Here is a 24,913-nt window from a genome sequence, read left to right as displayed (position 1 = left end):
ACCTCGGTCCGATGACGATCGCGTCCGGGTTGAACCGCGTGCCCCGAGGCGTCGGGTGAATCGTGATCGTCAACACCCGTCGCAGGATCGCGCGTTGCCGTTCCATCGGCAGCGCCCGGAAATCCGCTTCGGTGATGTCGTGGCTGACACCGTCCAACACATCCGGCACCGCGTGCAACTCGATCGTGTGGTTCGTTTCCTCCAACTCGGCGCGAATCCGCTTGATATTCCGGGTAAGACCCGAACGGCTCATCACCTTCAGTTCCTCGTCCGGGAATCCGGCGAGGGCATCCTCAAACCGTTCCAACCTCGCCTGAAGACTGTCCCGCTTCGTGCGCGCGTCGATGAGCAGAGCCTGACCGGAGTCCTCGGTGCGCATCCGCAGACCCTCCCGCGCCAACAGGCCCGGTGTCGACGGCGTACCACACAACACCGCGTACACCAGATCCTCGGTCTTCTCAGCCTGCCGGATCAGGTGGTCATGCTCCTTGTTGTCCTCACCCATGAACCGGCACCCATACACCCGCCTGCCCTTCCTCATGCCCGCACTCCGGAACACGTGGCCATCGGCGCACCTCGCGATACCCGTCAACAGATACCGCTCCGCCGGAGCGGTGGACGTCGTCCGCCGCTTCGGATCGTTCAGAATCGCGCACACCGCCTCCCNCTCCGACACGGTCACCGCCGCACCCCACTCCTCGGACCCGTCCGGAAGCCGGATCATCCGACCCCACTGCGCACGGTGCAGCTCCCCGTGATGCACCCGCAGGCCCGCGTTCGCCGCACGCAACACGACGTTGCGGACCCGTTCCCCCGTCCACTCCGCCTTCTCCAGGCTCACCAGCTGACCCTCGTCCACCCGCAGCGTGCGATAGCGAACCGCGGTCCTCACCTTCCGCTTCCGTAGATCCAACGCGATGGCTCGGCACGAATCACCGTCACCCGACCGCAGAATCCGCCGGGTCATCTCGGCTATCACTTTCTGCTCACGTTCGATCGGCGCCAGCAGACCCGAACCGCCCACATACCGCCAGCCGTACGACCGGTTACCACCATTCGCCCGGCCCTGTTCCGCCCGCTCCAGACTCGCACCCAACACCTGCTCCCGCATGTGCTCCACAAAAAAAGCGTTGATCATCGACAGGGAGCGGGCCAGCAGAACACCTTCCGGGTTCGTGATGTCAATACGCCCACCGTGTACGCTCCACAACCGCACCCCGTGCGCACGAAGAACAGGAACCAGCTCCTCGAACTCCAGCGGAATACGGTACAGCCGATCCGGATGCCACACCCACAGATCCGTGACCTTGCCCGCCTTCACCGCCTCAAGGATCTTCTCGTACCCCACCCGACGCTTCGGCGCCGAGTGCTCCGACGCACCAATATCATTGTCCGTCTCGAAATGAATCGGACCCGGATGCCCCTGCCGACCGGCCTCCCGCGTGATGTCCTTGCCCTGCCGGCCGACCCCCGCCATCCGCCCCGTCCGATCATCAGAGATCCGCCGGTACGCCCACACCGACCCCTCTTCCGCCGGACGCTCCACCCCCNCCCCAGGACGACGACCGCCCCGCCGAGCCGCCGACCCCCGCCGCTCACCCTCGGCGCGTACGCTCCCAGACATCGAGACCCCATCTCGATCACGCCCCCGAGACGGTCGCACGTCTGCGGGGGCACCCGTATCTGCGAGGAATATGTTACTTCGGTAGTCGGCAAGACGACGGCGGTACGCATCCTGTCGACCCTGCNGCGCCCGGACGGCGGCCAGGCCAGGGTCCTCGGTCTGGACGTCGTCCGGCAGGCGGACGCGCTGCGTGCCCGGATCGGTCTGACCGGCCAGTACGCGGCGGTCGACGAGCGGCTCACCGGCCTGGAGAACCTGGAGATGTTCGGGCGGCTCTACCGTCTGCGCAGCCGCGTCGCGCGGGCCCGCGCGGTCGAGCTGCTCGAGCGGTTCGAGCTCGCCGAGTCGGCCGGTCGGCAGGCGCGTACCTACTCGGGCGGGATGCGGCGGCGGCTCGATCTCGCGGCCAGTCTGATCATCAACCCGGCGGTGCTGTTCCTCGACGAGCCGACCACCGGACTGGATCCCCGCAGCCGCTCGGCGATGTGGAGGGTGATCGCCGATCTGGTGCGGGACGGCACGACGGTCCTGCTCACGACGCAGTACCTGGAGGAGGCCGACCGGCTGGCCCACCGGATCTCGGTGGTCGACGGCGGCCGGGTCATCGCGCGGGGTACCCCGAACGAGCTGAAGTCGCAGGTCGGTGGCGACCGGCTGGACATCGTCGTCGGTGGTGACGCCGCCGAGGATGTCCAGGCCGCCCGGGCGGTGCTCGCCCGGTTCGGATCCGGCGCGGCGACGGCCGACGGGGAGACGCGTCGGGTCAGTGTGCCGGTACCGGGCGCGAGCGTGCTGTCCGATGTGGTCCGGGGTCTCGACGAGCTGGGGGTGCCGATTTCCGACGTCGCCCTGCACCGGCCGTCGCTGGACGACGTCTTCCTCGCCATGACCGGGCGCGCTTCGGCCGGCAGCGAGACGCCGCCCGCACGTGCGGGCGGCGACGGCCGTGGCGACACCGGCAACCCTGATGACCGGGACGACCGGGACGACCGGGATGACCGGGATGACCGGGATGACCGGGACGACCGGGACGACAAGGACGACCGGGATGACAAGGATGACAAGGATGACAAGGACATGGTGACCATATGAGCACCATCGAGCTGACTCCGGCGGGGCGCGGGCGGCTGTCGTGGGCCGTCGCTGACGCGTGGGTGATGTGCCGGCGCAATCTGATCCAGACCTGGCGGATACCCGAGCTCNTCATCTTCGCGACCATCCAGCCGGTCATGTTCGTCCTGCTGTTCACCTACGTCTTCGGTGGCGCGATCAACGTGGGTGACGGGGTCAAGTACGTGGACTACCTGATGCCGGGCATCTTCCTACAGACGGTGATCTTCGGGTCGATGTTGACCGGCGTGGGGCTGGCGGAGGACCGTCAGCGGGGCCTGATCGACCGGTTCCGTTCCCTTCCCATGAGCCGGTCGGCGCTGCTCACCGGCCGTACCCTGGCCGATCTCGCCCGCAACGTCTTCATCGTCGTGGTGATGCTTCTGGTAGGTCTGGCCGTGGGATTCCGGTTCGGGGAGACCACGGTGCCGGCGGCGCTGGCCGGGTTCGGGCTGATGCTGTTGTTCTCGTACGCCTTCTCCTGGCTGTCCGCCGTCATCGGGCTGTCGGTGAGTAGCGCGGAGGCGGCGCAGTCGGCGGGATTCATCTGGATTTTCCCGCTGGTCTTCGCCAGCTCGGCCTTCGCCCGGGTGGAGACCATGCCGGGCTGGCTGCAGGCGTTCGCCCGGCATCAGCCGGTGACGGTGACCGTCGACGCCGTGCGGGCGTTGTTCCTCGGCGGTCCGGTCGTCTCCGTCCTCCTGCAGTCCCTCGCCTGGTGTCTGGGTCTGTTGGTGGTGTTCGGGCCGTTCGCCGCGCGCGTGTACCGGCGGTCGGCCTCGCGCTGACCGGCGGGCCCGACCGCCGGACGCGGGCCGTACCCGACATCGCCGAGGCGCGGCTCATGGTCAGGTGCGGCCCTCGGTCTCCTGGGCGTTGCCCAGCGTCGCCTCGTAGGCGAGCCATTCGGCCCGCAGGACCGGCCAGCCGTCGGCGCGCAGCAGGTCCACCACGGCGGGGTCGTCGTCGACCACGACGGCGACCCGACGGCCGGCGCCGAGCTCGCGAAGTTCGGCGCGTTTGAACACCCGAGCCGGCCGACGGTCGGCGTCCGGACGCATCCGCAGCTCACCCGGCGGCAGATCCTGCTCGGTCAGCCAGCGCCGCGTCGCCTCTCTGGAACGCTCCGGCCGGCCGGTCAGCCATACCACCTCGTGGTCTCGGGCCAGCTTGCGGGCCAGTTCCACCCCTTCGGCCAGGGGGGGATCGGCGGGCGCCGCCGCGAAGAACGCCTCCCAGTCGCTGGGACTGGCGCGCAGGAAGCGCAATCGGTGTCGGACGTCGGCCACCACCCCGTCGACGTCGATGACGGCGAGCGGTCGCTGTTTCGCCGCCGTACCTGCCGTACCTGCCGGACCCGCCGTCTCCGTGCGGCCCGCCGTGTCAGCCGTGTCAGCCGCGTCCGTCACCGACGTTCCCTTTCCACCTGCTCATCGCCGACCTTCGCCCCTTCGATCGGTGCGCTGGCTTACCTGACCGGGACGGTTGCCCCGACGGATCATTGAACACGCGCGGCGCCGTTGGTTTGGTGCCGGTCGGGGGTGGCCCGCTCGGGTGGTCCCGGCGTCGCCGTCGTCCGGAACGGCCAGGCGGCGGGTGGTTGTACCGATAACGTCGCCGATGTCGTCGCATGCTTTCGTCCGGCGATGTCCCTGTGTCCAGACCGTCGCGCCGGCAGGCCAGTTCGGCCGGTCGGCGCGTTCTGGGATGTTTGCTCCGTCGGACGTGTCATGGTCGTCGGGGGGCTCGACGCCGAGCACGGCAACACACAGTGTGGGGAGGTCGACGTGTCGGGTACCCGGCGGGCGCGCACGCTCGTGGCCGGCATCCAGTCCTCGCTGGGGGCGGCACTGGCGCTCGCCGACCGGCTGGATGAGCAGGCGGACCGGATCGAGACCGAGGTGGGCTCCGGTGCTTCCGGGAAGGCCGGTGCCTCGGGGAAGGCCGGTGGCCCCGGTGAGTCCGGCGCGGGGCGGCTCGACGTCGCCGGGGAGCTCGCCCGGGCCGCCGTGATCGCCCGTTCCCGGGCGCGTGGATTCGCCGGCGCGTCCTGGGCGGCGCCCGACTGGCGGCACGGCCCCTTCGGCGTCGCCCCGGTCGGCGACCGGGCTCGTTTCCGGCCCGCTCTGTGGCAGGTCGGTCAGGTCATCGTGCCGCCCGACGATCCCACGGCGCAGCACCGGACGGTGCCACTGGCCATCCCGCTGCTGGACGGCCTGAACCTGCGGATCGAGACGACCCGGTCCAGCCGGCCCGCCGCGGTCGACCTCGTGCGTGGCCTGCTGACCCGCGTCCTCGCCGCGGCGCCGGCCGGGTGGGTCCGACTCGTCGTCTACGATCCCCACGAGTTCGGTGCCGGGCTCGCCGGCTTTGCGCCGCTGCGTGCCGCCGGTGTGGCCACCCCCACGCTCACGACGCGGGCCCGGCTCGAGGAGGTCCTCGCGGAGCTGTCGGCGGAGGTGGGAAGAATCACCGTGGACCGGCTCGGTGGCCGGTTCGACTCGTTGCGGGAGCGGGAGGAGGCCGGGCTTCCGCGTTCGGAGCCCTGGCGCGTCCTGGTGCTGCTTGGTGAGCCCCGGCTGCACGACGAGGGCGCGCGGGCGCTCGCCGCCATCGCGGCCCAGGGCCCGTCCTGCGGGGNGGNGGTGATCTCCATCGTGGAGGTCCGGCCGTCCGGCGTGGAGCCGGTCCTGGGCGGCTCGCGAGACGATCCCGATGCGGTGACGCCGCTGGATCCCGACGTCGGCGGTCTGGGAGCCGACGAGGACGAGGACTCGGTGACGGAACCCCTGCCGAGGTCGGTGGTGTTCACCGCGGTCGAGCTCCTCGCCGATCGGCCGGGATGGCGCGGGGCCGCCGCGGGAGGCTGGCGCACGTCGCTGACCGGTCTGCTGCGGGTCGAGCTGGACCCGCCGCCGCACTCCATGCTGGTCGCAGCGGTCGCGGCTCAGGTCGCCGCGGCGGCCACCCGGGAGGCCGCCCGCCCGCCCGCCATCAGCGACATGCTGCCCCGCGGCCTGTGGGAGTTCGACAGCGCAGCCGGGGTGGGTGTCGAGGTGGCGCAGGGCCCCGACGGGCCGGTGGGGTTCACCTTCGACGACGACACCGTGCACGCCCTCGTCGGCGGCCAGGCCGGGTCGGGCAAGTCGACGTTGCTCCTCGACGTGATCTACGGGATCGCCGCGCGTNACGGGCCCGACCAGGTCCGCTTCCATCTGCTCGACTTCAAGGAGGGGCTGGAGTTCGCCCAGTTTGCCGCCGGTCCGACGGACCCGTTCTACCTGCCGCACGCCGACACCGTCGGCATCGAGAGCGATCGCGAGTTCGGCGTCGCGGTGCTGCGGGCGGTCCGTGAACAGATGCGCCGCCGCGCCGTGGCGATGCGCGCGGTCGGCGCCCGCGACCTGCGAGGCCTGCGGGCGGCCGACCGGAGCTCGGCCTGGCCGCGGATCATCGTCGTGGTCGACGAGTTCCAGGTGATGCTCACCCCGATGGACTCGGTGGCGCGGGAGGCCGTCGCGCACCTGGAGGTCCTGGCCCGCCAGGGCCGCGCCTACGGGGTCCATCTGCTGCTCGCCAGCCAGACGCTGTCCGGTATCGACGCGCTCGATGCCACCGCCGGGAAGCGTGGTTCGATCTTCGGGCAGTTCGCGTTGCGCGTGGCGCTGCGTACCTCGATCTCGGAGTCACGGGTCCTGCTGTCCACGGCGAACGAGGCTGCCGGCGCGCTCTCGGGCGTCGGGGAGGCTATCGTCAACCGGCGCAACGGCCATCCTGCGGGCAACGAACTCGTCCGGGTCGCCTTCCCGGATCCGGCGGCGATAGGCGTGCTGCGTGGGCGGCTGGCGGCCACGACCGCGCGCAGTGTGCCGAATGCGAGGCCCCCGCGGGTCTTTGCTGGTCACGCCCCCGCGGTTCTTGACGACAACCCGATCTACCAGGCGTTGGACGGGCGTCCGGCGCCGACGGCCGTCGAGGCGGTTGCGGCCGAAGCGATCATCGGCGACGGNGGCGAAACCGGTCCGAGCCTGCTGGCGGGCGGTGCGTCGCCGGGGCGTGCTTGCGGTTCCGGGAGCGGCTCAGGGGACGGTGCCGAGAACGATGTCGATCCCCTCGCGCTGGTTGGCGTGCCCCTGGACCTCGCGCCGCCCGCGGTCGGGGTACGGCTCGCCGCGCTGCCCGGCCGGCATCTCGCCGTGCTCGGTCCGCTGCGTCGGGAGGCGGTCGGCATCCTGCAGGCGGCGGCGGCCAGCGTCGCCGCGCAGGTCCCGGCCGGTGGACTCGTGGTCGAGATCATCGTCGCGGAGCCGATGGCGCTCGCCGCCGCGGAGGTGCTCGCGGCGCGCGTGCGCCGGGCCGGGCATCCCGTTCGGGTCGCCGATGTCACCGGCCTGCGGTCGGTGCTGGCCGGTGCCGCCGACGAGACCCGTGTCCGGGAGGAGTCCGCACTCACCGGCAGCGTGGGCCCGGTCGCGCCGCCGCTGCGGCTCGTCGTCGTCTTTGCGATGGACGCCGGCCGGGCCGGGCTGGAGGCGCGTGACCCGGTGACCCGTCGCACCGGACTGGACGACCTGCGCACGCTCACCCGCCGGGGACCGGCGCAGCGCGTGCACCTGCTGGGCTGGTGGCGGGGAGTGTCCCGGCTGGCCGAGGACCTCGGTCCGGGTAACCGGGACGACATCGCCGCGTGGGTGGCGGCCGGGGTACCCGGCAGCGACCTGTTCGTCCTGGCCGGACACCGGTCAGTGACCGGTGGGACCATGCCGAATCGGGCGCTCCTGTTCGACCGGCACGTCCAGGCCGAACCGCGCACCGTGGTGCCGTTCGCGCCGTTGGATCAGGGGTAGTCCGATGCGGACCGACGACGGGACGGGAAGCGACGGCGACGTGGCGGCTGTCGGCGACGTGGGGATCGACGGCCGAGCAGGCGCCGGGAGAGGACGGAACGGGATCGTGGCTGGATCTGTGCCGGTGGATGCGTCCGATCTCGCCGACCTGTTCGGCGACGCGGGCCTTGGCGACGCGGGCCTTGGCGACCCGGATCTTGACGATCCGGCCAAGGCGGCGATGCAGTACCGGCGCCTGCTCGGTGCGTCCGACGAGGCCCGGGCCCGGGCCGGCCGCGACGCCCGCGACCGACGGCAGGACGGCCGGGCGGCCGCGCGTCGGCACCGGGACGCCGCCCAGGACATCCGGGCCAGGGTCCGCAGTGTCTGGGACCAGGTCGCCGAGCCCCTCGCCCAGTATGGGCTCACCGAGCTCGACCAGCTGCGCTCGGCGGCCGGCGACNCCTCGGCCGAAGCGGCTGCCGCCGTCCCGCGGGTCGGCCTGGCGAAGAAGGGGACGGCGGATCGCGGCCTCTACCGCGACGGGGGCGGGTACGTCCCGGCCGAACCGGGCGATCGGCGGGGCCGATCATTNGCACAGGCCGGACGGGAGGCCGACCGCACGGGACGGGGGCTCGCGCGGCAGCGGCACCGGTCGGATGGCCTGCCGCTGGGGGCGGGCCGGGCTGCGCGGGATGGCCGCGCCGGCGGCCCGCACGAGCCGTCCGCCGCGCAGGTGGACCCGCGGACCGCGCCGCGCCAGGCATACGAGCTCTGCCTGGACGCGATGAGCAAGGCCGCCGAGCTGCGGGCCGTCTCCAAGGGCACCGGCCCGGCGTCGGCCGGGCTGCTGACGGCCCTCGCCTGCCTGCTCATCCTCGGGATCGTCGGACTTCTGCGGGCCTTCGTCGCCGCGCCCGCGCTGCCATGCCTGGTCGGGTCGACAGTGGCCGCCGCCGTTCTGGTCGCCCTCGGGGCCGGCGGCGAGGATGGGGCGAAGGCGGTGTTGCGGGCGGGCACCCTGGGAGCGGGCACGGCCGCGGTGATGGTGCTGGCTACGTTCCGGCTCGCCCCGATGGAACCGGTCGGGGTGATCGCGTCGCTGGCCGCGCTCGCGGTGGCGGTCCGCTTCGGTCTCGGCCTCGGCGGCGGGCAGGCTTCGGCCGGCGCATCGAAGAGCGGTGGTTCCAGAAGCGGTGGTTCCAGGAAGGGATGAGGACGGGTGTCAGGCACGATCGCCGACGTCAAGGCGCAGCTCGACGAGGCGTTCCGGCGCACCGAGGAGGTGGCCGGGCAGTTGGAGGGCGCGCTGAGCATGATCGAGGAGGCGCAGGCGATGGTGATCGCGGCGACCGACGGCAGTGAGCACCGTGCGGTCGAACAGTTGACCAGCGCGCTGGTGGAGACACGCGACACATTGCAGACGTCGCTGGCGTCGTTGGGATCGGCCGTGCAGGAGGTTCGGGACTACCGGGACGGTCTGTAGACGGCTGGGGTGAGGCACGGCACGCCTCCCGACGTGGGACGGGATCTCCCCGTTGCGGCTTGCCGGGGCATCTGATTACAGGAGGACACCTTTCGGGTGAGAGCAGTAACCAGATGAAGGTCTGGGTAACAACGTCCTAGCCGCGTTGCAACGCGGTGCATCCGAAAGCCGGGCTTACTACAGTCCGGATTGTCCCCGTGCGCTCGGGCGCTCGGGTTCAGCGGTGCCGGACGCCGAGTACCGCCCGTGACCAGGAGGCCGCATCCGCCGTGTCGGACTTCAACCCGCTCGACCTGTCGCTCGACCTGCCGCTCGTGCTGCTGTCCAATCGCGGTCCGGTCAGGTTCGACCGGGACGCCACCGGTCGTACCGTCACCAGGGGGGCGGGCGGCCTCGTCTCGGCCCTGTCCGGACTCGCCGAGCATCTCGACGACGCGGTGTGGGTGTGCGGCGCAGCCAGCGAGGAGGACGTCGCCGTCGCCGGGGAGAGCGCCGGGAGCTCCATCCTCGTCCAGACCTATCCCTCGCCCCGGCTCGTGGAGGGCGACCCGGACGGCCCCGCCATCCGGGTCCGGCTCGTCGTTACCGATCCGACCGCCTACGCCGACTTCTACAGCGTGTGGTCCAACCCGGTCCTGTGGTTCATCCAGCACGGCCTCTACGGCCGATCGCTGTCACCGGTGTTCACCCGGGCCGAGCACGACGCCTTCGAGAACGGCTACGCGGCGGTCAACCGGGCCTACGCCGACGCGGTGGTTNACGAGGTGCGCGCGCGGGGTNGCAAGGCGCTCGTCCTGCTGCAGGACTACCACTTCTACCTCGTGGCTGACTGGGTGCGGGAGCAGTGCCCGGATGCGGTGCTCACGCATTTCATCCACATTCCCTGGCCGGGGCCGGACGAGTGGCGCATCCTGCCCGCCGACATCCGGGAGCGACTACTGCGCGGGCTGCTCGGTAGTGATGTGGTCGGTTTCCATACCCGGCGCTACGCCCGCAACTTCGTCCTGTGCGCCCAGGAGCTGCTCGGCCTGCCGATCGACCTGGAGCAGCTGACGGTGACGGTGGCGGACCGGGTGGTCCGCGCCCGGTACCACCCGATCTCGGTCGACCCGGCGGCGCTGGACGCTACGCAGGCCTCCGAGGAGGTGGCGGCGCATGTGGCGATGCTGCGCTACATCTTCCTCGACGATGACCGTCAGCTCATCCTGCGGGTGGACCGCACCGACCCCAGCAAGAACGTCGTGCGTGGCTTTCTGGCCTTCGGCACCCTACTCGATCAGCATCCGGAGCTGGTGGGCAAGGTCAGCTTCCTGGCGCTGCTGCAGCCCAGCCGCACCGACGTGCCGGAGTACGCCGACTACATCGCCCTGATCGGCGCGGTCGTCGCGGAGATCAACGCCCGGCATACCAAGGAGGGGCGCCAGCCGATCGACCTGCGGATGGTCGAGGACTTCCCGCTCGCCGTGGCGGCCTACTCCATCTGTGACGTTCTGATCGTCAACGCGATCGCCGACGGGATGAACCTGGTCGCGAAGGAGGTCGCGGTCGTCAACCGGCGTGGCGGCGTGCTGGCGCTGTCGGAGATGGCCGGGGCGCACGAGGAGCTGGGCGAGTTCGCCGTTACCCTGCACCCCTTCGACGTGCAGCAGATGGCCGACGCCCTGTACACCGCGCTGACGATGCCGATGGAGGAGCGCCATCGTCGGCTCGCCGCGGCAGCCAGACAGGTCCGCACCCACGACGTGCGGCGCTGGCTCGACGACCAGTTGGTGGACTTGCGGCGGGTCGCCGGNTTCGGGNGACCGGGCTCCCGGCGCGGGNAGGGNATGGCAAGATCGGGCAGAATGGCGAGATTGGGCAAAGGTACATCGCCATCCGGGATCGGACATGCCGATCGCGGGTAGTCTCGCACCGGAAAACGATGTGCATCGGGTCGCCGGGCGGCCCCGATGAGGACGGACGGGAGTGGACGTGGCTAGTGAGACCGGTCACCACAAGGCCAACACGGGTTCGTGGGCCGCGGTACTTCTGATCATCGTAGGCTTTGTTGTCGGGACGTTCGCCCTCCCGCTCGCCTCGGTGCCGTTGTGGATCGCGGCTGGCGCACTGCTGGTCGTTGGCGGCGTCTTCGCCCTCGCATCCAAGATCATGGAGCAGGCCTACTGAGTGCAGTGCCGATCTGGTTCACGAGGCCTGGCGCGGCACCTACCAGTTCATCGGGCTGCCGCGCCGCGGCGCTCGGCCGCCGGCCGAGCTCAGGTCGGCGGCGTTCCCGACTCAGGCCGGCGGGCCGGGTTTCGGGGCCCCTGCCGGTCCGACGGCCTCCCGCAGGCCCCGCGGCGTGACGAAGGAGACGAGCCGGGCCGAGTCCTGACCCAGCTCCGCCCAGCGCGTAACGNTCAGATCCTGGATGGCGAGTGCCGCCGTCNGAAACGTGGAGATCCGGTATCGCTCGGCCGGGGGCAGCAGGGCCACGGCCAGCGTGTGGATACCGGGATTGTGCCCGACGAGCATCACGCTGGGCACTCCGTCGTCGATCTCANGCAGCCGGTCCAGCAGGTCCTGCGCCTCGGCCAGATAGAGCCGGTCCTCGGTCAGGACCGGGACGTTCGGGGGGAGCGCATCCGCGAGGCCCTCGACGGTCTGCCGGGTCCGCAGCGCGGAGGAGCACAGAATGAGGTCGGGCGCGAGCTTGTTGTCCGTGAGATAGCGCGAGATGAGCTCGCAGCCCCGCCGGCCCGATCCGGACAGCGGTCGATCGGCGTCGTGGATTGACCCTTCGGCCCAGTCCGACTTTGCGTGCCGCAGCAGAAGAAGGCGCCGCCGTGGTTTCACGAGCGAACTCTCCGCCGTACGGGGAGGAAATCGACGGCGCGACGTCCGTCGCGTTCCAGCCGGAATTGCCGTTCCAGCCGGAGTTGCCGGGAATCCGTACCTGGCGTGGCGGGCGCGGAACGGCGAGCAGGACCCTGCAGGGCTGGTTCGATATAAAGTATGATATTCAGGGAAAAGAATTTTCCGGCGAATTTCCCAGGGTCTGTCTGTGGCAGCACGGCCCGGGGTTTCTTGCCGCCNCCGCCCGGATCGTCGAATCCGGTCCCGCCGGGAGCCATACCCGTGCCCACCGCGCCCTCCCGCGTCCGGTCCCCGCGCCGCCGCGCCGCACGCCCCGCGGCGTGAGGTGATGACATGCAGACTGCCCAGGATGGGCCGGGTCCGTCAATGAGATATGGCCCGACCGGATAGCGAGGGCGTCGCGGCCGAGTCGTCTGGAACCATGATCCTGATCATCGCCGCCGATATCCGGGCAGATCGGCCGGCGTGAGGAGCCACCGCGTGACCAGGGGGGCGATCATCGCTGCGGGACGCGCCCGGGGTCACCGGGCGCGGTCCGCTCAGCTCGCGACCGACACGGACAGCAGCAGCCGGTCGGCGAAGACCAGGGCGTCGTCCGCGCTCAGCCGCCCGCGGGGGACGACGGAAGCACGCTCGTCCGAGGTCAGGCCGCCCCACACCCCGTGCTCTTCCTGACAGAAGATCGCGGTGGCCAGGCATGGGCGCTGCACCGGGCAGTCGGAGCAGATCTTGCGGGCCCGCCTCTCGGCCGCGGCCCGGGCTTTCGTGTTGCGGCCGTCCGGCGGGAAGAATGCGTCCGGGTCGCCGTCGCGGCAGGCCGCTTCCTGGCGCCAGTAGGCGGGCCAACCAGCTCCGAACGGCTGTGGCGGCAGATCACGGCCGGGAAGAACCGGGACGCCGGCGCTCATCGTGCACCGCCGGACACGTGGTGACACGCGGCGGACAGGGAGCTGAGCGTGGCGAAGCTTCGAGCGGGTAGCACGCTGGGCTGACTGGGCATACCGTCTCCTGCTGACGTTGCAAAGGCGGACACACTGCTTTTCCAGACCGCCGAATCCGGTGTTGCCTACACCCAGACAGGCAGGTCAACCTGGTCGAGCCGAGAAGCCCTCGGGCGTTCCGGGTGGAATCCGTCGACGCTGCCTTTTCGGTTGGCCTACCGTGGCCGGAGCTCCGCTCGGAAACGATCCCGTCTCGTCTCGTTAACCGAGGAACGTAGACGTCTCTCGACCGGATAGCAAGGGTTCCGGAACGCGGACNTCCGGGGCTCCGTACCGGCGTGTGCCGAGGTAGATGGTCACGCACCGTGCGCGTTCCGAGATGACTGCCGTCGGGCGGGATCGGNGTTGCCGTCGGTCGGGCTCGGTCGCCACNGCGGCCGGGTCCGGGCTCGCCGGGTNCCGCCGGATGGGCGGGGAAGCGCTACTGGACAGCGGAAACAGCCTGTATGAAGATCGTTGCCGGATGACCGGTGCGGCCCGGGAGGGGCGTCGGCGGGGCATTGTCGATCAAGGTTGGAGCGGTACCCGGGTTCGATTGCGTACGGGTGACGATCCCGCGAAGGTCCGCTTACCCCGGTTCTCGGGGGATGATTTCGGTAGAGAAATGTGCGCAGAACCACATCCGATGCTTTTGCCGCTGCATGCGCCCCTGACCTCTGCGGGGTGCAGGGGCGGCGATGACGTGGCCGGCACGACCGGGATCCCCCGGGGGACCCCGGGTAGACCCCCTGGGTAAACCCGCCGGCCCGGTCGAAGCCGGTCGAAGCCGGTCGAAGCCGGTCGGGGCCTCGGCCGGGCCGGCGGGTCGCGGCGGTCAGCGGGCCGGGCAGGNGGGGNGNCCGGNCGCCGCCCAGCCGTGGAATCCGCCGATCACGTCGGTGGCGCGCCACAGGCCGAGCTGTCGCAACGAGTCGGCTGCGAGGCTGGAGGTGTAACCCTCTGAGCAGATCACGATGACCTGCAGATCGTCCCCCGTCGCCAGTGGCAGGCACGCGTCGCTGGTGGGGTCGAACCGCCATTCGAGGACGTTGCGCTCCACTATGACGGCGCCGGGGATCTCCCCCTCCGCGGCGCGTTGCGCCGCGGGTCGGATGTCGACCAGCACCGCGTCGCCGTTCTCGGCCAGGGCACGCGCGGCCTGCGCCGGTTCGAGTCGGTGCAGCCGGGACCGGGCCGCCGCGAGCATCGCGTCAATCCGGCTCGGTGGCGTGGCTGTGGCGTGCTCGGTTGCCGTCATGCGCCGCTCCCGGCCACCGCGTGGGTCGGAGCCCCGCGGTCGCCCCTGCCCGCCTCCATCGGCGCGGTGGCCGCGCCGATGGTGACGGCCGGGCCCAGGACCGTCGCGGCTGCCGCGGCCGCGGGTGGGATCTCGACGGCACGCGGATCCTCCGCCCGGCCGCCATCGGCCGGCGCCGGCGCGAACCGCATCGACAGTTCCGGTGGGGAGTAGGCGTGGATCGTCGTCGCGACCTGCCGGCCGCGGTTGGCGACCCGGTGGATGTGGGTCGGGTCGAAGCCGACCACGGCCCCGGTCCCGTGCCGGTGCATCTGGGAGCTGGTCCAGCTCCGGTCGTACTGGTCCTCCTCCACGAAACCCTCGGCGACCGTCAGCGCCCCCAGCGCGCCGCCGTGATCGTGTACCTCCGTCTGCTGCCCCGGATACCAGCCGATCAGCCACACCTCCACGGTCGCGGAGAGCAGCAGCCGGGTGTACCACCGGCGGTCGGGACGGTGACGGATGACGGGACGCCAGACCTCGGGTGTCGCCGCGAGCGCGGCGGTCAGTTCGCACAGGGTCACCAGGTCGATGAGGCCCGGCTCATCGCTCAGGCACGAGGCCGGCACGAAGGGGTCGGCGAGGCGGGNGGGGNCGGCGATGCGGGNGGGGNCGGCGATGAGGACCGGGNGGNGGAGGGGCACGGGTCACTCCCAAGGCGCGGGTGATGCCGGGACGCGGGNGGTGCCGGTGGCGTTCGCCGGCACACTGCCGGACACGGCCGGGCGGGGAGAAGCGGTGCCGCGCGCGAGACTGAGGCGCCAGGTCACCGCGTCGAATGAGCACGATGGTGATGTCCTGCCGGCGTTGGCCCGCCGCGACGCAGGCACGGAGCGCGACGGCACGAAGCGGTGGAGATCACGGTGCGAACGGGCTGAGCGTGGCGTCGCGCGGCCGACGGATCGTCGGGGCGGGGCGACGGAACTGCCAGCTGGACCAGCCGATCAGCCAGCCAGGGACGGCAGGCGACGAGCCACCGGCGCCGCCGGTGGCGCCGCGGGAGGATGACGCTGGCTCAGGCCCGCCCGGTACACGCCGCGCTGACGACCCGGCTCAGGTCCGTCACACGGTCGCGGTGCAGGAAGAGGTGGGGCACTGCCATGAACGATACTCTACGTTGGAGGTAGCCCGGCGCGTTATGGCCTCCCGAGACCCGGCCGGTGCCCGTCATGGCGTTCCGCCCGCTGCTCCACGGAGTGGGTGTTTGCCGGATATCCTGCATGGCAGGCAATCCTTCCGCCTGGGCAGGCGCCCGCGTCACCCTGCTGGAGCGAGGGACCGGAAATGAGGTGCCACGCGCGGTGGTTTTCGTCGAATTCCGTCGATACCCGGACGAAGGTTCGGTCATTGCCCTGGACCAGGGCCTGGGCCGATGAGCGGACCCGTCCCCGATGTCGATCGCGCGCGGCTCGAACAGCTTCTGATCCAGCTCTCCGAGCAGGTGAACGAAGTGGCGTCCGTGCAGACCCGGATGCGTGGCCTACTCGACGCGGTCGTCGACGTGGCCCGGGAACTGAGCCTGCCGGTCACCCTGCGCCGGATCGCGCAGGCCGCCTGCCAGCTCGTGGGGGCCAAGTACGGCGCCCTCGGGGTGATCGGCGACGACGGGGAGATCTCGGAGCTTATCCACGTGGGCTTCCCTGACGAGGTGCCCACCATGATCGGCAGGCTTCCCGAGGGGCGCGGCCTGATCGGGGAGAGTCTGCGCCACCCGCGGCCGTTGCGGGTGGCCGACGTCGCCCGTCATCCCGTCGCGATCGGGTTTCCCAGCGGGCATCCGCGGTTCGACACCTTCCTCAACGTCCCGATCATGGTGCGGGGCGCGGCGTTCGGAACGCTGTTCCTCGGCGCGAAGCGCGGCGGCGGCGAGTTCACCCAGGAGGACGAGGACCTGGCGTGCGCGTTGGCGGCCGCGGTCGGTTTCGCGATCGAGAACGCGCGGCTGTACGAGGAGACCAGGCGCCGGCAGGCCTGGCTCTCGGCCAGCGCGGAGATCACGACCGCGCTGCTGTCGGTTGCGGAGCCCGAGAAGGCGCTCGACCTCGTGGCCCGGCGGGCCCGTCAGGCGACTGCGGCCCGGCTTGCCGCGATCCTCGTCCCCGACGAGGTCGGCCTGGTGGTCGGGGTTGTCGACGGGGAGGGGGACGACGACCTGCGGGGCCGGGTCTTCGCCGACAACCGCCGCCTGAACGAGGCCATGCGCACCGGCCGGGCCGTGCTCGTGCCCGTCGACTCCCCGGGCGGTCCGCTGTTCGGCGCGGACCATGCCGACCTCCCGGTGAAGGTCGGCATGGTGGTGCCGCTGATGGCGGGTGGCCGGGCGCTGGGCATCCTTGTCCNCGGCTCGGGTGGGCGTTCGGCCTCCTTCGGTGGTCTGGACCTGGAGATGGCCGCGGCTTTCGCCGGGCAGGCCGCGCTCACCCTCGAACTGGCCCGGGTGCACCGCGACCGGGAGCGTCTGGCTGTCTTCGAGGAACGGGACCGCATCGCTCGGGACCTGCACGATGTCGTGATCCAGCGGTTGTTCGCCACCGGTCTGCACCTGCAGAGCCTCGCCCGGGCCGTGGACAGCCGGGCGGCCGAGCGGCTGGACGCCGCCGCCGGCGAGCTTGACCAGACCATCTCCGACATCCGTCAGACGATCTTCTCGTTGACCTCCAACGCTGCTGAGGAGACCGATCTGCGCGCCGAGATCCAAGCGGTCATCGCCCAGGCCGAACGGGCCCTGGGGATCACCCCGACGGTCCGGCTGGACGGACCGATCGACCGCGGGGTCCCCGCGGCCATCCGCCCGCACATGCTCGCGGCGCTGCGCGAGGCGTTGTCCAACATCGCCCGCCACGCGCGGGCCTCCCGGATCCACGTGTTGCTGCGGGTCACCGACGCCGACCTCCTGGTCGAGGTGCGCGACGACGGCCGCGGCCCTGGCAAGGCCTCGCGCAGCAGCGGGCTGGCCAACCTGCGACACCGTGCGCTCGACCTCGGCGGCCGGATGGAGTTCGGCCCGGGAGCGGGCGGCATCGGCACCACCATGACCTGGCAGGTTCCAGTGATCGCGCCGTTGCCCGAGCTTCGCGTGCACTCCGGCGAGGGATGGGGCGTCCTCGGTTAGCGGGTGCGGCGGGGCTGCGGGGNACCCCNGGCCTCAGAGGCCTCAAGAGCCTCAGGGATTCAGGGGTTCAGCCTGGTGGCGAACACCGCGGCCTGGGTCCGGCTCTCCAGCCCGAGCTTGGACAGCATGCTGGAGACGTAGTTCTTCACGGTCTTCTCGGCGAGGAACATCCGGCTGGCGATCTGGCGGTTGGTGAGCCCCTCCGCGATCAGCCGGAGGATACGCCGCTCCTGGTCGGTGAGCCCGGAGAGCCGTTCGTCCTCGGCCGGTCCCTCCCGCAGCCGCACCAGGACCCGGGGCGTCACCGCGGGATCGAGCAGAGACTTGCCCGCCGCCACCTGGCGCACCGCGTCCACGAGGGCGGTTCCCCGGATCTGCTTGAGAACGTAGCCGGCCGCGCCCGCCATGATCGCTGTGAAGAGCGCCTCCTCGTCGTCGAACGAGGTCAGGATGAGGCAGGCGATCCGTGGATCGCTCGACCGGACCTGCCGGCAGACCTCGATACCGCTGCCGTCCTCCAGGCGTGCGTCCAGCACCGCGACGTGGGGCTGGAGAGCCAGGATCCGGGCGACCGCCTCATCGGCCCGCCCGGCCTCCCCGACCACCTCCACATCGGGTTCGTCGGTGAGGAGATCCCGCAGCCCGCGACGCACCACCTCGTGGTCGTCGAGAAGGAACACCCGGATGGTTCCGGTGATCGACGCAGGCCCCGGTGCGTCACCGACTCCGGAACCGTCCGCCAGTTCGTCTGACACCGTTGACTCCGCCCGACCCTGACGCCGTAGAAGACCGTCGCTGTTGTNACCTGCAGCAAGCAGAATATAACGCTCGCTGTTGGAGGCGGTGACCTCGACCGCACGGAAGCGGTGTCGTGCGTCTCGGCGGATGCCGTTCGGTGAACCCGTGAACGCCGGTTCCGGCCTCATCCGAAAAGGGTAGGTCCGGGTGGCGTCCGCCGAAGTCCGGTGAGGTGTAATCGAGCGACTTCATGATGTGATTACGCCAGGTCGCAATTGGCGTGCCGACGGCGGATGCAGAGTCCGTCCGCGAGCCCGGAGGTTTCGCCTGCTCCCCGGCGCGGCGCTGCGGCCCGTTGGCCGTAGCAGGGGAACCTCGATCGGGGCCGTCCGGTGTTTGTATCGTATGTCCGCCATGTGGCAAAAAGCACCCCGCTGCGTAGCGCATCCGATCCGTCCGTCAAGATGCAGTTCTCGCCCTCAGGCGCCGGCGCCATTCTCCGGGGTCGGCCGATCATGGGCGTCTTCGGCGTAGCGGCAGACAGAGATCGAGGGAAAGGACGTGCGGTCGTGCGATGGGGTAGGGGCGACGTGGCGACCACCACGGTCGCGGCGAGGATCGCGACGCTTCTGACGGAGCAGGCCGGCGGCGGGGCGCTCACGGATCCGCGGCTCGCCGCGGCGGCCAGCCGTTCCTGGACGCTGACGGAGACGATCGACTCCGCCGGGTCCGTTACCTGTCGGGTGACCACGGCCGTTGTCGCGGGCGCCACCGCGACGGCCTCCGAGGTCCCCGTGGTGACGGGACCGCAGCCGGATCCGACCCTGTCGTACGAGCAGCTCGTTCGCTACCGTGACGCCCTGCTCGCCGCGGATTTCGCCGTTCAGGAGGTCTTCGAGGACTGGCGGACGGTCGCTCTCGACGTGCGGGTCGCGGAGGAGGCGGAGGATGCCGCTCCGGCCGACCTGCCCGAGGCGACCGGTGAGGCTGTCGAGACCGGTGAGGCCGCCTTCTCGACCGCCGTGGACTCGCAGCCGGCCGTGGACTCGCAGCCGGCCGTGGACTCGCAGCCGGCCGTGGACTCGCAGCCCGCCGTGGACTCGCAGCCCGCGCAGGTCGCCTCGACAACCGGGGAACAGCCCGTCAGGCCCGCAGCGGAGGCCGCAGCGGAGGCCGAGGCGGAGGCCGCAGCGGAGGCCGAGGACGCGCCGGTCGTGACGGGTAGCCGGAAGCGGCCCGGCCGGAGGTCGGCCGACGCAGGCCGTCCGCGAGCCCGGCGCGGTCTGTTGCGACGTCGTGTTCCCGCCGGGAAAGCCGTGGCCGTGGCATCCGCGGCCGACACGGGCGGCTGCGACGACGCCGCCGCGGCCGAGGCTGCCGACTCCACCACCCCCGACTCCATCGTCGGCGGGTCGTCGGCGTCCTGATGCCGGACCGCTGGGGTGCCTGACCGCCGGGCGGGCCTTCGCGGCTTCGGGACTACTCGACGGTCGTGACGGTCGCCGCCGTGGCGGCCGTTGTCGTCGTGGCGGCCGTTGTCGTCGTGGCGGCTTCCGCCGTCGCGGCGTCCACGTCCGGCAGGTGCCGGCGGGATGCCACGACGGTCAGGCCGCGGAAGATCGGGATCGCTCAGTAGGGGCGGCGGTGGCGGGCCGACGAGTTCCCCGTGCCGCGAATCCAGCCGTGTTGGGGCACCCGGAGCGGCGTCCCGGGGCCGGCGGCTCGCAGCCGGCTGATGAACGGCATGACGAGCAACGCGCCGACCGCGAAGCCGACTACATGTGCTCCGTACGCCACGGTACCGCCGTCGGCGACGCCGAATCCGGTGAAGTAGATGTACTGCAACGCGAACCAGAAACCGAGGACGATCCAGGCCGGCAGCCAGAACGGCAGAAAGAACAGGACGGAGACCAGGCCGATGACGCGGGCCCGTGGGAAGAGCACCAGATAGGCCCCCAACACGCCGGCGACCGCGCCGGAGGCGCCGATCAGGGTGTTCGTCGACCCACCCTCCAACAAGGCGAAGCCGTACCCGGCGGCGTATCCGCAGACCAGGTAGAACAGCGGGTAGAGCAGCCTGCCCATGCGATCTTCAATGTTGTTGCCGAAGACCCCGAGGAACAGCATGTTGCCGATCAGATGAAGCCAGCTTCCATGCAGGAACATCGAGGTCAGCACCGACAGCACCGGGATCTTGTCGAAGCTGGGCGGTGATTCCACGATGCATCCCGGGTTGCCGGCCGCATCCACCCCGATCTGGCCGGAGTTCGCGGCGGTGAGCTGCGCATTGTGCACCAGTTCCCACGGGATCGCACCCCACTCCTGAAAGAACCGCTGCTGCTCACAGATGTTCTGTGCCGCCGACGTCTCCGTGCCGGCGACCGAGCTGACCACCGGTTCGAAGAAAACGAAGATCACCACGTTCGCCGCGATGAGCAGCCAGGTCACGACCGGGCGGCGGCGCAGGGGATTGATGTCGTGAATCGGGATGACCACACTGACATCCTGCCCGATGCGCCTGGGCAACTACTCCTACCTGGCACTCCTGGCCGACGATCAGCCAGGGGTCGTCGGCCTCTGCCTCCGCCGCGAAGATCACACCGGGGCGATGCCGCCGCTGGGAAACTTGGCCTCACCCTGGCCGAGGGGCCGGTCGACCGAGACGGCGAACCGTGGAAGGCGAACCATCCGCACTACCTCACTTCACAGTTCCTGGCATCCTCGCGATACTGCGTGGGCTGGAAGGCAATCCGTACGAGGACGAGGGTGTCAACCAGCTGGAGCACGCGCCAGACCGCCGAGCAAGCACGGCGGTCTGGCGCGGATGCCGATGTCGTCGCTGCGGCGCTTCTGCACGACATCGGTCGTGCCCCTGGCGTCGCCGCCGCCGACGTCACCTTCGATGATATCATCATGATGCGCGTCCGCTTGACCAATAGCGCCCATCTCGAGGAGTTCAACACGCTCTATGCGACCTGGGTCAAGGACCCCTCCCGGCCCGGACCACCGTGTGCGTCGACCTGCCCCGTGACTTCCTCGTCCTCGTCGACGCGCTCGCCGTCCTCGACGCCGCCGACTGAGTGGGGGTAGCCGCGAGTTGGACTCCTGTCGGGTTGGGGTTCGAGGGCAGGACGGGCGGGTGACGAGCTCGGGCGGGTGACGCAGTGGTGTGAGACCGCAGTTGTGTGAGACGCACGACGATCGGCCCGGGCCAGCGCCACCCAGGCCACCGCCGTCGACCGGGGTGGGCGAGAGTGGGGAGGTGACCCCTCGTTCGACGATCGCCGTCCCGCCGCCCGCGCTCACCCCCCGGCCCCAGACCCCGGTGGCGGACGTGGGCGACCTCGTCGCCCGCGATCGGCGGGNGGTCTGGCATCCGTATGCTTCGGTGTCCGGCTCCACGCCGCTCTTCCCGGTCGCATCCGCCGCGGGGACCCGGCTGACGTTGACCGACGGCCGGGAATTGATCGACGGGATGTCGTCGTGGTGGGCGGCGATTCACGGCTACCGGCATCCCGTGCTCGACGAGGCGGTGCGCGGGCAGCTCGAGACGATGTCCCATGTGATGTTCGGCGGTCTGACCCATGAGCCGGCGGTGGCCCTCGCCGAGACCCTCGTGGCGATCACGCCGGATCCGTTGCGGCGGGNCTTCCCNTGCGATTCGGGTTCCGTCGCCGTCGAGGTCGCGATCAAGATGGCGCTGCAGTACTGGACCGGACGGGGCCGGCCGGGCCGGACGCGCCTGCTCACCATCCGACGCGGCTACCACGGCGACACCTCGGGCGCGATGGCGGTCTGTGATCCGGACGCGGGCATGCATCACCTGTTCAGCCACCTGCTGCCCCGCCATCTGTTCGCCTCCGCCCCGGCCTGCGCCTTCGACGAGCCGTGTGAGGACGCTCACGTCGCCGAGATCGAGGGGCTGTTGGCCGGGCACGCCGACGAGATCGCGGCGGTCATCTGCGAGCCGGTTGTGCAGGGCACCGGAGCCATGCGGTGGTATGCGCCGGGCTGGCTGGCGCGGCTGCGCGAGCTGTGCGACCACTACGGGGTGCTGCTGATCGCCGACGAGATCGCGGTCGGGTTCGGCCGCTCNGGCGAGCTGTTCGGCTGCGACCATGCCGGCATCAGCCCCGACATCATGTGCGTGGGCAAGGCGATGACCGGTGGATACCTGTCCATGGCCGCGACGCTGTGCACCGACGAGGTCGCGGCGGGCGTCTGCGACTCGCCGGCCGGCGTGTTCATGCACGGCCCCACGTTCATGGGCAACCCCCTGGCGAGCGCGGTCGCGAACGCCAGCATCGACCTGCTCCTCTCCTCGCCCTGGCAGGCTCGGGTGCGCGAGATCTCCGCCGGGCTCTCCGCCGGGCTCGCCCCGGCCGCCGACCTGCCCGGGGTCGCCGACGTGCGGGTACTCGGCGCCATCGGAGTGATCGAGACGCGGGAGCCCGTCGACATGACCGTGATCCAGCCGCTGTTGGTGGATCTCGGGGTCTGGGTCCGCCCGTTCGGACGGTTGGTCTACACGATGCCGCCGTTCATCATCTCCCCCGCCGACGTGGCCACCCTGGCCGCCGCGATGGTCGAGGCGGTCGCCCGTACCATCTGATCGCCGCGTCACCGGTTCGTCCGCGTCACCGACGCGTCGGTCCCTACGCCGCCGCCAGGTGTCAGGAGCGGACGGCGGGCATCGAGCTGGTCCCTCGGCGATCCCTCCCTCGGCCGTCCTTGGTCTCCGGGCGGCGGACGTGCCGTTTCCCGGGCGTGTCGGATGTGGTCTCTCGGCGGTGTCCCGCAGCCGACGCGACCGGGCGGCCCGTCGTGACGCCTCCTTCAGCCCGGCATTCGTCGTCGCAGGTCAGGTGCCATTTCCTGGGCAACTATCGCGCGCATGCCGGGGAGAAAACACGGCTCGGCGACGCCGCGAACGGCTAAGAACCGGCATTCGGACGGTTGCGAATTGGCGAAGCGCCTTCGTACTCTTCGTTCTCGAAGATTCACCGTAAGTAGCAGCGACCAGGTTGGATTCACCGGGCGGTTCCGGCCGGGTACGGCCGTGGACAAGAACGAGGAAGGCCATCCACCAATGCCGTTACGCATACGACTGGCGCGGGGCGCGGGTTCCGTTCTGGTGGGCACTCTTCGGCGTGGCTGGCGGCGAGTCCGCGGGGTGACCACGCGGGGAGCGGGCACGACTGCCCGGACCGGTCGCGGGGCGGCACGAGGCGAAGCGTCCGCCCCACCCGCGAGCGCCGANCCCGTCGGCCCCTGGATGATCGGCCCTCCGCCGTTGGGCCCTTATCTGGCCGGCCCTTATCTGGCCGGCCCACGCCTGGCCGGCGCCCACGTCACGGAACCTCGCCTGGCCGTGCTGCGCCTGCTCGGCCACGGCTGGATGCTGTGGCGCGCGCCCGGGGGGTTGATGCGGCGGGGGNTAATCGTAGTCTTCTGCTGGCTGAGCATGGCCGGGTTCGCGGCGGCGGGTCTGCGTCCGCGATGGACCGACCTCGCGGCCTTCGCCACCTTCGTTGTTCTCGGGGCGCTGGCCGTGGTGGCGTCCGGACGGCTGGGTGAGGATCTGACCGTTCCCGGGGCCCGACGTCATGACCTGCTGTCCACCTGGACGGTGGCGGCGGCGGTCCTGCTGCCGCCGTTCTACCCGGCGGTTGTCAGCCTGCCGCTGTGCTGGCTCGCCGGCCGTCGTGATCCAGTACAGCCGCCGCATCTGCGCGTGTTCCACGCCGCGGCGTTGGGCATCGCGGGCTTCTGTGCCTCCAGCGTCCATCTGCTGCTTAGCCCCGATCGAGGGCCGTTCACCGTCGACAACCTCGTCGGGTCCGGCGTCGCGGTGCTGGCCTTCCTCGCCGCGGTTGCGGTTTACCCGGTTGTGGCGAGGCTGACCGTGATGGGGATGAGGCTGACCGTGATGGGGATGGCGACGTCCGATGGTCGGGAGAGCCTCGATTCGTGCTCCGGTGTGGCGGCCGGTCCAGCCCGGCCGGGCTGGCCGGACCGGCCGGACCGGACCGGGGTCGTCCCGTCACCTGTCATCCCCGCCCGGACCCCGCTCCGGCATGCGTGCCGCGACCTCGTGCCCGCGCAGGCCGCCGAGATCTGCTCGTCGATCGTGGTCGCGGTGCTGTGGGCGGCGAACCCGTTGCTCATGCTGGCGATCACACCCCCCGTCCTGCTGCTGCAACGCAGCCTGTTGCACGCCGAGCTCCTGCATGCCGCGCGGTCCGACGCGAAGACCCGGCTGGCCAACCCGGCGTACTGGCGCCAGGTCGCGGAACGCGAGATCAACCGGGCCTGCCAGGTGGGGCGTCCACTGTCGGTGCTCCTGGTCGACATCGACCACTTCAAGCGGGTCAATGACAGGTTTGGTCATCTCATCGGGGACGTCATTCTGATCGCGGTGGCGGACGCGCTGCGGGCGGCGACCCGCCCCCGGGATCTCGTCGGACGGTTCGGGGGCGAGGAGTTCGTGGTGCTGCTCACCGAGGTCGAGCTGGAGAACGCGGCCGATGTCGCGGAACGGATCCGCCGCCAAGTCGCCGGAACCCACTGCCGGCTGGAGGGCCGGCCTCCCCTGTCGGTGACCGTGTCCGTGGGAGTCGCGACACATCACGGCCCCCGCGGCGACCTCGCCGGCCTCATCGCCCGTGCGGACTCCGCGCTCTACCGGGCCAAGGCCGATGGTCGTAACCGGGTACGGCTCGCCGGGCCGGTCTACAGCTCCGTCTGAGGCCGCTGCGGGCTCCGCTGAGGCGGCGGGCCCCGCTGATGCCAGGTGGCCGGTGTGCCGATCAGGCGGCGCGCGCCGCCCGGATCGTGTTGCGCAGCAGGAGCATCGTGGTGACCGGTCCCACGCCGCCCGGCNC

20 protein-coding genes and 1 pseudogene (1 of these 21 running past the window's edge) are annotated in these 24,913 nt (G+C 71.0%); 11 read left to right on the top strand and 10 right to left on the bottom strand.

Annotation, left to right across the window (positions count from 1 at the left end):
- A partial coding sequence (locus CED_RS23660) for a recombinase family protein (RefSeq protein ID WP_160172383.1) occupies positions 1-1,477 on the bottom strand: 1,477 nt, incomplete at its 3' end.
- On the opposite strand from CED_RS23660, the gene CED_RS12420 reads away from it, so the two are divergent.
- Together CED_RS12420 and CED_RS12415 are read left to right on the top strand one after the other, a co-directional pair.
- Positions 1,418-2,716 (top strand): ATP-binding cassette domain-containing protein, encoded by a 1,299-nt coding sequence (locus tag CED_RS12420; RefSeq protein WP_235187050.1) that lies wholly within the window; start codon positions 1,418-1,420, stop codon positions 2,714-2,716. The two genes, CED_RS23660 and CED_RS12420, sit on opposite strands and share 60 nt — an antisense overlap.
- Entirely contained in the window at positions 2,713-3,522 is an 810-nt protein-coding gene (locus CED_RS12415; protein ID WP_035910664.1) for an ABC transporter permease, read from the top strand. The genes CED_RS12420 and CED_RS12415 overlap by 4 nt, the downstream gene beginning before the upstream one ends.
- Before the next feature lie 60 nt (positions 3,523-3,582).
- On the opposite strand, the gene CED_RS12410 is transcribed toward CED_RS12415, so the two are convergent.
- Complete coding sequence (locus tag CED_RS12410; RefSeq protein WP_084680773.1) at positions 3,583-4,143, bottom strand: hypothetical protein; 561 nt, start codon at positions 4,141-4,143, stop codon at positions 3,583-3,585.
- Positions 4,144-4,464: 321 nt separating this feature from the next.
- Between CED_RS12410 and CED_RS12405 the strand changes: the two genes are divergently transcribed.
- The 5 genes from CED_RS12405 (at position 4,465) to CED_RS12385 (ending at position 11,212) form a co-directional block, all read left to right on the top strand.
- The gene (locus CED_RS12405; RefSeq protein WP_235187049.1) at positions 4,465-7,581 is read left to right on the top strand and encodes an FtsK/SpoIIIE domain-containing protein; all 3,117 of its coding nucleotides are present in this window, start codon (positions 4,465-4,467) and stop codon (positions 7,579-7,581) included.
- A 4-nt stretch (positions 7,582-7,585) separates the two neighbouring features.
- Positions 7,586-8,776, top strand: a complete 1,191-nt coding sequence (locus CED_RS12400) for a hypothetical protein (RefSeq protein WP_035910661.1) — start codon at positions 7,586-7,588, stop codon at positions 8,774-8,776.
- Between the two features lie 6 nt (positions 8,777-8,782).
- Positions 8,783-9,046, top strand: a complete 264-nt coding sequence (locus tag CED_RS12395; RefSeq protein ID WP_011435917.1) for a hypothetical protein — start codon at positions 8,783-8,785, stop codon at positions 9,044-9,046.
- A 269-nt stretch (positions 9,047-9,315) separates the two neighbouring features.
- Positions 9,316-10,950 carry a trehalose-6-phosphate synthase gene (locus tag CED_RS12390; RefSeq protein ID WP_235187048.1) on the top strand — a complete coding sequence of 545 codons (1,635 nt, stop codon included), beginning with the start codon at positions 9,316-9,318 and terminating at the stop codon, positions 10,948-10,950.
- Positions 10,951-11,017: 67 nt separating this feature from the next.
- The gene (locus CED_RS12385) at positions 11,018-11,212 is read left to right on the top strand and encodes a hypothetical protein (protein ID WP_369807830.1); all 195 of its coding nucleotides are present in this window, start codon (positions 11,018-11,020) and stop codon (positions 11,210-11,212) included.
- A 111-nt stretch (positions 11,213-11,323) separates the two neighbouring features.
- Here the strand turns inward: CED_RS12385 and CED_RS12380 are convergent, their stop codons facing one another.
- The 4 genes from CED_RS12380 to CED_RS12365 all read right to left on the bottom strand — a co-directional run bounded on the left by CED_RS12380 (position 11,324) and on the right by CED_RS12365 (position 14,823).
- Positions 11,324-11,881, bottom strand: a complete 558-nt coding sequence (locus CED_RS12380; RefSeq protein ID WP_035910658.1) for a histidine phosphatase family protein — start codon at positions 11,879-11,881, stop codon at positions 11,324-11,326.
- Positions 11,882-12,441: 560 nt separating this feature from the next.
- On the bottom strand, positions 12,442-12,810 hold the full coding sequence (locus CED_RS12375) for a WhiB family transcriptional regulator (RefSeq protein ID WP_011435921.1): 369 nt from the start codon (positions 12,808-12,810) through the stop codon (positions 12,442-12,444).
- Positions 12,811-13,717: 907 nt separating this feature from the next.
- On the bottom strand, positions 13,718-14,140 hold the full coding sequence (locus tag CED_RS12370; RefSeq protein WP_235187047.1) for a rhodanese-like domain-containing protein: 423 nt from the start codon (positions 14,138-14,140) through the stop codon (positions 13,718-13,720).
- Positions 14,137-14,823: a cysteine dioxygenase family protein gene (locus tag CED_RS12365; RefSeq protein ID WP_035910656.1), complete on the bottom strand. Its 687-nt coding sequence runs from the start codon at positions 14,821-14,823 to the stop codon at positions 14,137-14,139. The genes CED_RS12370 and CED_RS12365 overlap by 4 nt, the downstream gene beginning before the upstream one ends.
- 728 nt (positions 14,824-15,551) lie before the next feature.
- Between CED_RS12365 and CED_RS12360 the strand changes: the two genes are divergently transcribed.
- Positions 15,552-17,291: a GAF domain-containing sensor histidine kinase gene (locus CED_RS12360; RefSeq protein ID WP_035910652.1), complete on the top strand. Its 1,740-nt coding sequence runs from the start codon at positions 15,552-15,554 to the stop codon at positions 17,289-17,291.
- Between the two features lie 59 nt (positions 17,292-17,350).
- Here CED_RS12360 and CED_RS12355 read toward each other — a convergent pair whose 3' ends face one another.
- Entirely contained in the window at positions 17,351-18,046 is a 696-nt protein-coding gene (locus CED_RS12355; protein WP_011435926.1) for a response regulator transcription factor, read from the bottom strand.
- Between the two features lie 552 nt (positions 18,047-18,598).
- Between CED_RS12355 and CED_RS12350 the strand changes: the two genes are divergently transcribed.
- Positions 18,599-19,456: a hypothetical protein gene (locus CED_RS12350; protein WP_152569736.1), complete on the top strand. Its 858-nt coding sequence runs from the start codon at positions 18,599-18,601 to the stop codon at positions 19,454-19,456.
- A gap of 202 nt (positions 19,457-19,658) precedes the next feature.
- Here the strand turns inward: CED_RS12350 and CED_RS12345 are convergent, their stop codons facing one another.
- Positions 19,659-20,525 (bottom strand): rhomboid family intramembrane serine protease, encoded by an 867-nt coding sequence (locus tag CED_RS12345; protein WP_035910646.1) that lies wholly within the window; start codon positions 20,523-20,525, stop codon positions 19,659-19,661.
- Positions 20,526-20,798: 273 nt separating this feature from the next.
- Complete coding sequence (locus CED_RS24290) at positions 20,799-20,975, bottom strand: hypothetical protein (protein ID WP_160172382.1); 177 nt, start codon at positions 20,973-20,975, stop codon at positions 20,799-20,801.
- Positions 20,976-21,354: 379 nt separating this feature from the next.
- Here CED_RS24290 and bioA point away from each other — a divergent pair, with 379 nt between their 5' ends.
- Together bioA and CED_RS12335 are read left to right on the top strand one after the other, a co-directional pair.
- The gene (gene bioA, locus CED_RS12340) at positions 21,355-22,641 is read left to right on the top strand and encodes an adenosylmethionine--8-amino-7-oxononanoate transaminase (protein ID WP_051868782.1); all 1,287 of its coding nucleotides are present in this window, start codon (positions 21,355-21,357) and stop codon (positions 22,639-22,641) included.
- Between the two features lie 663 nt (positions 22,642-23,304).
- Positions 23,305-24,777, top strand: coding sequence for a GGDEF domain-containing protein (locus CED_RS12335; RefSeq protein ID WP_235187046.1), 1,473 nt, complete (start codon positions 23,305-23,307; stop codon positions 24,775-24,777).
- A gap of 61 nt (positions 24,778-24,838) precedes the next feature.
- Here CED_RS12335 and CED_RS12330 read toward each other — a convergent pair.
- Positions 24,839-24,913: pseudogene (locus CED_RS12330) on the bottom strand (bifunctional 5,10-methylenetetrahydrofolate dehydrogenase/5,10-methenyltetrahydrofolate cyclohydrolase); it runs 756 nt beyond the window's last position.

The organism is Frankia sp. CeD, from assembly GCF_000732115.1.
GTDB classification, from domain to species: domain Bacteria; phylum Actinomycetota; class Actinomycetes; order Frankiales; family Frankiaceae; genus Frankia; species Frankia casuarinae.
Note: the sequence above shows the minus strand (reverse complement) of the source record. Positions and strands in the feature narration are given on the sequence as shown.